Source organism: Streptomyces bambusae (assembly GCF_019400985.1).
In the GTDB taxonomy this organism is placed as follows: domain Bacteria; phylum Actinomycetota; class Actinomycetes; order Streptomycetales; family Streptomycetaceae; genus Streptomyces; species Streptomyces bambusae_A.
The window spans coordinates 32,762-43,299 of record NZ_WTFF01000019.1; the positions used below are offsets into that span (position 1 = coordinate 32,762).

Annotated in this window: 8 protein-coding genes; 3 read left to right on the forward strand and 5 right to left on the reverse strand. The window is 70.5% G+C overall.

The annotated features are described in order from the left end of the window. Positions 1-10: 10 nt before the first annotated feature. Together GPJ59_RS05490 and GPJ59_RS05495 are read left to right on the forward strand one after the other, a co-directional pair. Positions 11-1,255, forward strand: a complete 1,245-nt coding sequence (locus tag GPJ59_RS05490) for an ATP-grasp domain-containing protein (RefSeq protein ID WP_219665233.1) — start codon at positions 11-13, stop codon at positions 1,253-1,255. Further along, complete coding sequence (locus tag GPJ59_RS05495) at positions 1,255-2,763, forward strand: hypothetical protein (RefSeq protein WP_258023917.1); 1,509 nt, start codon at positions 1,255-1,257, stop codon at positions 2,761-2,763. Before GPJ59_RS05490 ends, GPJ59_RS05495 begins: the two co-directional genes overlap by 1 nt. Here GPJ59_RS05495 and GPJ59_RS05500 read toward each other — a convergent pair. The 5 genes from GPJ59_RS05500 to kdpF form a co-directional block, all read right to left on the reverse strand. Then, positions 2,739-3,431: a response regulator gene (locus GPJ59_RS05500; RefSeq protein WP_219665234.1), complete on the reverse strand. Its 693-nt coding sequence runs from the start codon at positions 3,429-3,431 to the stop codon at positions 2,739-2,741. The genes GPJ59_RS05495 and GPJ59_RS05500 overlap by 25 nt on opposite strands. A gap of 156 nt (positions 3,432-3,587) precedes the next feature. Continuing rightward, positions 3,588-4,304: a potassium-transporting ATPase subunit C gene (locus tag GPJ59_RS05505; RefSeq protein WP_219665235.1), complete on the reverse strand. Its 717-nt coding sequence runs from the start codon at positions 4,302-4,304 to the stop codon at positions 3,588-3,590. Positions 4,305-4,307: 3 nt separating this feature from the next. After that, the gene (gene kdpB / locus GPJ59_RS05510) at positions 4,308-6,446 is read right to left on the reverse strand and encodes a potassium-transporting ATPase subunit KdpB (protein WP_219665236.1); all 2,139 of its coding nucleotides are present in this window, start codon (positions 6,444-6,446) and stop codon (positions 4,308-4,310) included. Next, positions 6,443-8,122 carry a potassium-transporting ATPase subunit KdpA gene (kdpA, locus tag GPJ59_RS05515; RefSeq protein WP_219665237.1) on the reverse strand — a complete coding sequence of 560 codons (1,680 nt, stop codon included), beginning with the start codon at positions 8,120-8,122 and terminating at the stop codon, positions 6,443-6,445. The genes kdpB and kdpA overlap by 4 nt, the downstream gene beginning before the upstream one ends. A gap of 8 nt (positions 8,123-8,130) precedes the next feature. Next, entirely contained in the window at positions 8,131-8,220 is a 90-nt protein-coding gene (kdpF, locus tag GPJ59_RS05520) for a K(+)-transporting ATPase subunit F (protein ID WP_018845955.1), read from the reverse strand. Between the two features lie 392 nt (positions 8,221-8,612). Between kdpF and GPJ59_RS05525 the strand changes: the two genes are divergently transcribed. Then, positions 8,613-10,499, forward strand: coding sequence for an APC family permease (locus GPJ59_RS05525; protein ID WP_219665238.1), 1,887 nt, complete (start codon positions 8,613-8,615; stop codon positions 10,497-10,499). The last annotated feature ends 39 nt before the right edge of the window (positions 10,500-10,538 follow it).

The window sequence follows — 10,538 nt, forward strand, 5'->3', positions numbered from 1 at the left end:
CCACACCGCCATGCCCACACTGCTCCTGCTCGAAGCCATGGGGAACACCGGAGAATACGTACTCGACGCCGCCCGGGAGCTGGGCGTGGAGGTCATCGTCGTCACCCACGAGGACGTCTTCGAGGAGTGGTATTCCCCCGCGCTCCAGACGAAGATCAGGGACCACGCGAAGCTGGTCTTCACCGACTTCTCCGACAGCGAAGGCGCACTGAGGGAGCTCGCGGAGCTGGCCCGGGCCGAGGGAGTCGACGGCGTGGTCGCCTGCTGGGAGTTCCTGACTCCGCTGGTCGCGCGGCTCACCGCCGACCTCGGGCTGCCCGGCAACGATCCCTCGCGGGCGCTCAGCTGCCGCAACAAGCGCATCATGGCGCGTGCGTTCGCCGAGCACGGCATCCCGGCCCCCCGGACCGTCACCGCGCGGTCCGTCGAGGAGGCGTACGTCCTGGTGGAGGCGGCCGGCCTGGCCTATCCCCTCGTCGTCAAGCCCTCCGAGCAGTCCGGCTCCTGGGGTGTGTCGGTGGTCCGCAGCGACGAGGAGCTGGCGGCGGCCTTCGCACTGGCCCAGTCCCACCTCTTCCAGATGCCGCACGGCATTCCGCTGGACGCCCACGTGGTCGTCCAGGAGTACGTCGGCGGCGTCGAGTTCAGCATCGAGACGGTGGTGGCCCGCGGACGGGCGACGCCCCTGTTCCCGTACGACAAGTTCACCACCGGCGGCGCCAAGCGGGCCGAGTTCGGACACACCGTCCCCGCAGAGCTCGACGACGCGTCGGTACGTACCCTGCAGGACGCCGCGGTGGCAGCCGCGCGGGCCCTCGGCATCACCAACGGCGTCGCCCACACCGAACTCAAGCTGCTTCCGGACGGCACCACGCGGATCATCGAGCTCGGTGCCCGACTGCCCGGGGACCATGTGGTCGCCCTGATGCGGCAGGCCCGGGGGATCGACGAGGCCAGGGTCTACGTGCAGGTCGCGCTCGGTATGGAGCCGGACCTCACCCCCACCGCCGATACGGCGGCGGGCATCCGGTTCCTGGTCCCGCCGCACGGCGGGGTCCTCCGCTCGGTCAGCGGGATCGGTGACTCGGACGCGGTGGCGCTGAGCCGGGTCACGGTCCAGCCGGGCGGCCAGGTGCGCGCACCCGGGGACAACGACGCACGGGTCGGCTACGTGATCCTGCACGCCGACACCGCCGCCGAGGTCAACAGGGCCGCGGCGGAGGCGATCGCCGACGTCACCATCGAGGTCGACTGATGCCCACCGACCCCACCGCCGCCGACTCCACCGGCTCCACCGCCCCCACCGGATCGACCGACCCCACCGCCGCCGCCCGGCTGACCCGGGAGTATCTGAGCGGGCTGCCGGCCGGATGCGCTCCGGAACGCTCCTGCGAGGGCTCCGCCCTGGCCGGGGACATCTACGGGAGCGCCTTCCTGACCCGGCCGGTCTTCCTCGGCCGCGGCGAGAGCCGTGAGCTGGGCGCCCGGCTCAGCCGACTGTACGATCTGCTGCTCACGCTGCCCGACCGGCTGTTCGACGGCGACCTGCGCGCGTTCACCACCGCCCTCGGCTGGTCACCGGCGCAGATCAGCGCCACCCTGCGGGCCGACGGCAGGCCCCGCGAGCTCCCCCGGTCCGCCCGCGCCGACCTGTACCGGGAGAAGGAGGGCTTCCGTCTGCTCGAACTCAACGGCGGCAGCCCGCTGGGCGGTTGGGACATCGCCCTGCTCAACGAGGCCCTGCTCCAGGAGCCGTACACGGCCTCGTTCGTACAGCGGCACCGCCTCGGGTTCACCGACGGGATCGAGGTGCTGCTGAACCTGTGGCGCGAGTCCTTTCCCGGCCTGGGCCCTTCCGCGAACCCGTTCGTCGCCCTGCTCGAATGGCCCGGCAGCTACCCGGCGATGGAGCGGCATCTGCACCGGATGGCCGGTCTGCTCGCCGCACACGGCGTCGAAGCCGTGCCCTGCCACCTCGGCCAGCTGGAATACCGCTCGGACGGCGTCCACGTCGCCGGGCGCCGGGTCGATCTCGTACACCGCTGGTTCGTCATCAACGACGTCGACACCGCCGAGGACGCGGCCCTGCTCGCGCCGCTCACCGAGGCCGCCGACCGAGGGCTGGTCCACCTGTTCACCCCGCTGGAGAACGAGGTGTACGGCACCAAGGCCGCCCTGGCCCTCCTCAGCGACCAGCGCAACCGGTCCCTGTTCGACCAGGCCGAGCTGGAGGTGATCGACGCGCTGCTGCCGTGGACCCGGCTGGTCCGGGACGAGAAGGCCGAGCTGGCCGGGGAACGGGTGGACCTCCTCCGCCACGCGCTGGCACACCGCGAGGACCTGGTGCTCAAGGCGAGCAGCTCGCACAGCGGCCTGGACGTGCTGGCGGGCTGGGAGGCGTCCGCCGAGGAGTGGGCCGACAGCGTCCGCGCGGCGGCGGGTGGCCCCTTCATCCTGCAGCGCCGGGTCCGGCCCGTGGCGGAGGACTTCCCCGCCCCGGGCGGCGGCCCGCCCGAACCCGCCGTGCTCACCTGGGGCGTGTTCCTGGCCGGCCGGGGCTACGGCGGGGCGTACCTCCGCGGTACGACCGACCTCGACAGCGGCGTCATCAGCTCCGGCAAGGGAGGCCGCCTCGGCACATTGTTCCTCTGCGACGACACCCGAGGGGTGTCTGGACGGAGGAGCCGACCCGGCAGCCAGTTGGGCGCTACCTCCGAGCCCGGCCCTTCAGGGCCGGGTCAGGTCGACGGTTCGAAGCGGTAGCCCATGCCCGGTTCCGTGATCAGGTACCGGGGGTGGGCGGGGTCCGCCTCGAGCTTGCGCCGGAGCTGGGCCATGTAGACGCGCAGGTAGTTGGTGTTCTCACGGTAGGTGGGACCCCAGACCTCCAGCAGCAGCCGGGTCTGGGAGACCAGGTGGCCCGGGTGGGTGACGAGGATCTCCAGCAGGTGCCACTCGGTCGGGGTGAGCCGTACGGTGCGCTCGCCCCGCCGGACCTTCTTGGCGAGCAGGTCGATGGTGAACCCGTCCGTCGTGACCAGCGTGACCTCGCCGGTCCGCTGCTCCGGATCCGCCTGGCGCCGCGTGGCCGCCCGGAGCCGGGCCAGGAGCTCGTCCATGCTGAAGGGCTTGGTGACGTAGTCGTCGGCACCGGCGTCCAGTGCCCGGATCTTCTCCTCGGAGGTGTGCCGGGCGGACAGGACCAGGATCGGGATGCGGCTCCAGTCGCGCACCCCCCTGATGACGTCGATGCCGTCCATGTCGGGCAGCCCGAGGTCGAGGACGATGACGTCGGGCTTGCGGGCCGCGGCGAGCCGCAGGGCCGAGCCGCCGTCGGGCGCCTCCTCGACGTCGAACTTCCGCGCCTGGAGATTGATCTTGAGTGCGCGGACGAGCTGAGGATCGTCCTCCACCACCAGCACCCGGGTCATCGGTGTGCAGCCTTCCTTCGTCGTGAGCGGATCGGTATCGGTGACAGGCCGGCGGGGTGCTGGGACCTCCCGGCCTCCGGCCGGGGGCACCCCCACCCAGCGGTAGCTGGGGGAGGTGCGCACCCCGCCGGCTCCCGGATCGCGGCAGGCGAACCGTCAGTTCTCGGTCAGTGCCCTGAGCGCGATGTTGAGCTCCAGGACGTTGACGCGGGGTTCGCCCATGAAGCCGAGCGTGCGGCCCTGGGTGTGGTCGGCGACGAGCTTCTCGACCTGCTTGACGTCCAGGCCGTTCTTCTCGGCGACCCGGTGGACCTGGAGGCCGGCGTACTCCGGGGAGATGTTCGGGTCGAGGCCGGAGCCGGAGGAGGTGACGGCGTCGGCCGGCACGTCCTCGGGCTTGACCTTGTAGCCGGCGGTGGAGTTGTCCGCGATGACGGCGTCCTTGGCGGCGATCACCTGGGCGCAGAGGTTGCCTTCGTCGGCGTCCTTGGTGCACTTGCCGTCGATCGCACCGTTGTCGCCGGAGCGGTTGGTGGCGCCGGAGAGGATGATCGAGTACTGGGTGTTGACGCTGTTGGCGCCCAGGCCGTTGGAGGGGCGGGGCTGGAACCACTTGAGGTCCGGCTCGGCCGCCTCCTCCGCGTCGTCGGGGTTCTGCTTGGGCAGGTTGTAGGTCTGCCCGATGAGGGAGGAGCCGACGACGTTGCCGCTCTTGTCCTTGATCTCGGAGCCGTTGGCCTGGTCGTTGAAGAGGGCCTGGGCGATCCCGGTGACGGTGAGCGGGTAGAGCACGCCGCACACGATCGTCAGGACGAGCAGGGCCCGCAGACCCGCACCGATCAGACGCGCTGTGTTTGCTACGGAGTTGTTCATGGCTCAGCCGATTCCGGGGATGAGGGAGATGAGCAGGTCGATGATCTTGATGCCGATGAACGGGGCGATCAGGCCGCCGAGTCCGTAGAGGCCGAGGTTGCGGCGGAGCATCTTGTCGGCGCTGGTCGGCTTGTACTGCACGCCCTTGAGGGCGAGCGGGACGAGCGCGATGATGATCAGCGCGTTGAAGATGACGGCGGACAGGATCGCCGACTCGGGGGAGGCCAGGCCCATGATGTTGAGCTTGTCCAGGCCCGGGTAAACCACGGCGAACATCGCGGGGATGATCGCGAAGTACTTCGCGACGTCGTTGGCGATGGAGAACGTGGTCAGGGCGCCGCGGGTGATCAGCAGCTGCTTGCCGATCTCGACGATCTCGATGAGCTTGGTGGGGTTGGAGTCCAGGTCCACCATGTTCCCGGCCTCCTTGGCGGCCGAGGTGCCGGTGTTCATCGCGACGCCGACGTCCGCCTGGGCCAGCGCGGGCGCGTCGTTCGTCCCGTCGCCGGTCATGGCGACGAGCTTGCCGCCGGCCTGCTCCCGCTTGATGAGGGCCATCTTGTCCTCGGGGGTGGCCTCGGCGAGGAAGTCGTCGACGCCCGCCTCCTCGGCGATGGCCTTCGCGGTGAGCGGGTTGTCGCCGGTGATCATGACGGTCTTGATGCCCATGCGGCGCAGCTCGTCGAACCGCTCGCGCATGCCTTCCTTGACGACGTCCTTGAGGTGGATGACACCCAGGACACGGGCGCCCTTGTCGTCCTCGACGGCGACCAGCAGCGGGGTGCCGCCGGCCTGCGAGATCGAGTCGGTGAGCGCCTGTGCGTCGTCCGCGACGTCGCCGCCGCGCTCGTTCACCCAGGCGACGACCGATCCGGTGGCGCCCTTGCGGACCTTGCGGCCGTCGACGTCGACGCCCGACATGCGGGTCTGGGCGGTGAAGGCGATCCACTCGGCGTGGGCGAGTTCGCCCTGGTGGCGCTCGCGCAGCCCGTACTTCTCCTTGGCGAGGACCACGATCGAGCGGCCCTCGGGGGTCTCGTCCGCGAGGGAGGACAGCTGGGCGGCGTCCGCGACCTCGCCGGCGGAGGTGCCCTTGACGGGCACGAACTCGGCGGCCTGGCGGTTGCCGAGGGTGATGGTGCCGGTCTTGTCGAGCAGCAGGGTCGACACGTCACCAGCGGCCTCGACCGCGCGGCCGGACATGGCCAGGACGTTGCGCTGGACGAGCCGGTCCATGCCGGCGATGCCGATCGCGGAGAGCAGCGCGCCGATGGTGGTGGGGATCAGGCAGACCAGCAGCGCGGTCAGCACGATCATCGACTGCTCGGCGCCCGCGTAGATCGCGAACGGCTGGAGCGTGACCACGGCGAGCAGGAAGACGATGGTGAGGGACGCGAGCAGGATGTTGAGCGCGATCTCGTTCGGCGTCTTCTGCCGGGCGGCGCCTTCGACCAGGTTGATCATCCGGTCGATGAACGTCTCGCCCGGCTTGGTGGTGATCTTGATGACGATCCGGTCGGAGAGGACCTTCGTGCCGCCGGTCACGGCGCAGCGGTCGCCGCCGGACTCGCGGATCACGGGAGCGGACTCGCCGGTGATCGCGGACTCGTCGACCGAGGCGACACCTTCGACGACGTCGCCGTCGCCCGGGATGATGTCGCCGGCCTCGCAGACCACCAGGTCACCGATGCGCAGATCGGTGCCGGGCACGGACTCCTCGCCCTTGCCGTCCTTGGTCAGCCTGCGGGCGACGGTGTCGGTCTTGGCCTTGCGCAGGGTGTCGGCCTGGGCCTTGCCGCGGCCCTCGGCCACGGCCTCGGCGAGGTTGGCGAAGATCGTGGTCAGCCACAGCCAGGCGGTGATCGCCCAGCCGAACCAGTCCGTCGGGTCCTTCAGCGCCAGCACGGTGGTGACCACCGAGCCGATCAGGACCACGAACATCACCGGCGACTTGACCATCACACGGGGGTCGAGCTTGCGCACGGCGTCCGGGAAGGACTTCAGCAGCTGCTCGGGGTCGAACAGCCCCCCGCCGACGCGGCCGGCATCCGGCTTGTGGCCGGTGGGAACGTCCTGGTGCGGGGCGCGGGTCGGAGTCACGGTCGACATGACGTCCTCTTGATTCTTGGTGTCGGAGGTCATGACGCCAGCCCTTCGGCGAGCGGACCCAGCGCGAGCGCCGGGAAGTAGGTCAGACCGGTGATGATCATGATCGTGCCGACGAGCAGGCCGGTGTAGAGCGGCTTGTCGGTGCGCAGGGTGCCCGCCGTCTCCGGGACCGGCTTCTGCTCGGCGAGCGAGCCGGCCAGCGCCAGGACGAACACCATGGGCAGGAACCGGCCGAGCAGCATGGCGATGCCGATCGTCGAGTTGAACCACTGCGTGTCGGCGTTCAGGCCGGCGAAGGCGGAGCCGTTGTTGTTGGCGCCGGAGGTGTAGGCGTACAGGATCTCGGAGAAGCCGTGCGCGCCGGAGTTCGTCATCGAGTTCACCGGGGTGGGCAGGGCCATCGCAGCGGCGGTGAAGCACAGCACCAGGGCCGGGGTGATCAGGATGTAGCAGGCGGCGAGCTTGATCTCGCGGGTGCTGATCTTCTTGCCCAGGTACTCCGGGGTGCGGCCGACCATCAGGCCGGCGATGAACACCGCGATGATCGCCATGATCAGCATGCCGTAGAGGCCGGAGCCCACACCACCGGGGGCGATCTCGCCCAGCTGCATGCCCAGCAGCTGGATGCCGCCGCCGAAGCCGGTGAAGGAGGAGTGGAAGGAGTTGACCGCGCCGGTCGAGGTCAGGGTGGTCGACACGGAGAAGATCGAGGAGGCGCCGATCCCGAACCGGGTCTCCTTGCCCTCCATCGCGCCGCCGGCGGTCTCGAAGGCCGGGCCGCTGCCGGTGAACTCGGTCCACATCATCAGAGCGACGAAGGTGACCCAGATGACGGCCATCGTCGCCAGGATCGCGTACCCCTGCTTGACCGAGCCGACCATCCTGCCGAACGTCCGGGTCAGGGCGAACGGGATGACGAGGATCAGGAAGATCTCGAAGAGGTTCGTGAAGGGAGTGGGGTTCTCGAAGGGGTGGGCCGAGTTGGCGTTGAAGTAGCCGCCGCCGTTCGTGCCGAGCTCCTTGATGACCTCCTGCGAGGCGACCGCGCCGCCGTTCCACTGCTGCGTGCCGCGCATGCCGTGCTCATTCAAGAACTGACCGACCTCGTGGATGCCGGCGAAGTTCTGGATGGCGCCGCAGGCCACCAGGATGACCGCGCCGATCACGGAGATCGGCAGCAGGATCCGGACGACGCCGCGGACCAGGTCGGCCCAGAAGTTGCCGAGCTCACCGGTGCGGGAGCGGGCGAAGCCCCGGACGAGGGCGACGGCGACGGCCATGCCCACGGCCGCCGACACGAAGTTCTGCACTGCCAGGCCGCCGGTCTGTACGACGTGGCCCATGGCCTGCTCGCCGTAGTACGACTGCCAGTTCGTGTTCGCCACGAAGGAGGCGGCGGTGTTGAACGCCTGGTCTGGGTCGATCGAGGCGAAGCCGAGCGAGCCGGGCAGACTGCCCTGCAGTCGCTGCAGGGCGTAAAGGAAGAGGACGCTCACGGCCGAGAAGGCCAGGACGCCGCGCAGGTAGGCGGGCCAGCGCATCTCGGCGTTCGGGTCGGCGCCGATGGCCTTGTAGATCCACTTCTCCGGGCGGTAGTGCTTCTCGGAGGAGTAGACGCGGGCCATGTGGTCGCCGAGCGGACGGTAGGCCAGCGCGAGCGCGGCGATCAGCGCGAGCAGCTGGAGCACACCAGCGATCTGGGAACTCATTTCCGGACTCAGAACCTCTCCGGCTTGACGAGGGCGAGGACGAGGTATCCCAGCAGGGCGACGGCCACGACCAGGCCGACGATGTTCTCGGCAGTCACAGCTTGGTCACCCCCTTGGCGACGAGACCCACCAGCGCGAAGATCGCGACCGTGGTGAGGACGAAGGCCAGATCGGCCATCGTGAGCTCCTGATGAAGTGATGAGACGGAATCGGCCGGAGTGGCCGAGACAGAGCAAAGCGCGAGTCACCGGCCGCGTTAAGAGACCTTGACGGGGTCCATACGGGCCCGCCGGAACCTTTGACGCAGCGTTGACGCCGACCGCCGGCACCGGCCGTGAAGTGCGGCTTTCGTCCCTTCCTGGTCGGTCCGGCGTATCGAGTGCGTGAAGAGTGGCGCGGTCGGCGTATGGATCGCGCCAAGGCGGCTGGCGGCCGGAGTGAGCGGCTTCGACGCTGTACTCACCGCGCTCACTTCGGAGGAAACGGCGACATGGCCATACACACAGGAGAACCGACCGCTGCCGGTCAGGGGCCGGGCCAGGAGGAGCCCCCTGATACCGGCGTGCGGGCGGCGGTGGAGGCGGGGGAGCGGCACAGGCTGACCGCGCTCCAGGGGCTTGCCGCGCTCTCCCTGGACGCCATGGCCTCGGTGGCGTACGGCCCCGAGTCGATCGTGCTCGTGCTCGCCGCGGCCGGTGCGTACGGCCTCGGCTTCACCCTGCCGGTGACCCTGGCGATCGCCGCGCTGCTGGCCGTGCTGGTGGCCTCGTACCGGCAGGTCATCGCCGCCTTCCCGGACGGCGGCGGCTCCTACGCGGTGGCCGGGCGGCACCTCGGCAGGCGCGCCGGCCTGGTCGCCGCGGCCTCGCTGATCCTGGACTACGTCCTGAACGTCGCCGTGTCGGTCACTGCCGGCGTGGCCGCCCTGACCTCGGCGTTCCCCTCGCTGTACGGGGAGCGGGTGTGGATCTGCCTCGGCGTGCTCGCGCTCGTCACGGCCGTGAACCTGCGCGGGGTCGTGGACTCGGCCAAGGCGTTCCTCGTACCCACGGCCGTGTTCGTCGGCTCGATCCTCGCGATGATCACTGTCGGCCTGTTCCGGGACGGGCCGGTGTCCACCGAGACCGCTGCCGGGCACGCCTCCGCCCTCGGTGACGGCGCCACCACCGTCGGCGCGCTGGTCCTGCTCAAGGCCTTCGCCGCCGGCTGCTCCGCCCTCACCGGTGTGGAGGCCGTCGCCAACGCCGTGCCGTCCTTCCGCGCCCCGGCCGCCCGCCGGGCCCAGCGCACCGAGGTCGCCCTCGGCACCCTGCTCGGCGTGATGCTGATCGGCCTGTCCGTCCTCATCGGCCGCTTCCACCTCCAGCCGGTCGAGGGCGTGACCGTACTGGCCCAGCTCGCGGACGCCTCGTTCGGCCACAACGCGGCGTTCTACGTCGTCCAGTTCGCCACCGTCGTGCTGCTGGCGCTCGCCGCGAACACCTCCTTCGGCGGGCTGCCCGTCCTGATGAGCCTGCTCGCCCGGGACAACTACCTCCCGCACGTCTTCGCGCTCAAGGCCGACCGGCAGGTCCACCGGCACGGTGTGGTCTGGCTGGCCCTGGTGTCCGCGCTCCTGCTGGTGTTCTCCGGCGGCGACGCCAACACCCTGGTGCCGCTGTTCGCCATCGGCGTGTTCGTCGGCTTCACCGTCTGCCAGGTCGGCATGGTCCGCCACTGGTCGCTGGAACGCCCCGCCGGCTGGCGGGCGAAGGCCGCGCTGGGCGGCTTCGGTGCCCTGCTCACCGGCGTGTCCGCGGTCGTGGTGACGGCCACCAAGTTCACCGAAGGGGCCTGGCTGGTCGTCGTGGCCCTGCCGGTGCTCGTCCTCGCCTTCGAGAAGGTGCACCGCGCCTACGGGCGGATCGGCGCACGCCTGGAGCTCGGCCGCATCCCGCAGCCCCCGCAGCGCTCCCGCTCCCTGGTCGTCGTCCCCGTCTCCGGGCTGTCGCTGCTGACCTGCCGCGCGCTGACCGCAGCCCGCTCCCTCGGCGACGACGTCCTCGCCGTCACCGTCACCCACCCCGCCCCCGAGGACCGGGCGGCCGCCGAAGCGCTGCGCCGCGACTGGGAGCTGTGGAACCCGGGCATCGAGCTCGTCGAACTCACCTCGCCGACCCGCTCGCTCGGCCGCCCCGTGTCGGGCTACGTCCGCAAGCTGACGGAGCAGCAGCCGGGCACCCAGGTGACCGTCCTCATCCCGGAGACCGAGCCGGAACGCCTCTGGCAGCGGATCCTGCAGAACCAGCGCGGCTCGGTGGTCGCCCACGCCGTACGCCGGGACACCGACGCGGTGATCTGCCGACTGCGCTTCCGCATCACCGCCGGCACCCGCTGACGCCCGCCGGCACCCGCTGACGCCCGCCGGCACCCGCTG

Coding starts and splice junctions, on each gene's coding strand:
- GPJ59_RS05490 (WP_219665233.1), top strand. CDS start 11: ATGCCCACACTGCTCCTGCTCGAAGCCATGGGGAACACCGGAGAATAC.
- GPJ59_RS05495 (WP_258023917.1), top strand. CDS start 1,255: ATGCCCACCGACCCCACCGCCGCCGACTCCACCGGCTCCACCGCCCCC.
- GPJ59_RS05500 (WP_219665234.1), bottom strand. CDS start 3,431: ATGACCCGGGTGCTGGTGGTGGAGGACGATCCTCAGCTCGTCCGCGCA.
- GPJ59_RS05505 (WP_219665235.1), bottom strand. CDS start 4,304: ATGAACAACTCCGTAGCAAACACAGCGCGTCTGATCGGTGCGGGTCTG.
- kdpB (WP_219665236.1), bottom strand. CDS start 6,446: ATGACCTCCGACACCAAGAATCAAGAGGACGTCATGTCGACCGTGACT.
- kdpA (WP_219665237.1), bottom strand. CDS start 8,122: ATGAGTTCCCAGATCGCTGGTGTGCTCCAGCTGCTCGCGCTGATCGCC.
- GPJ59_RS05525 (WP_219665238.1), top strand. CDS start 8,613: ATGGCCATACACACAGGAGAACCGACCGCTGCCGGTCAGGGGCCGGGC.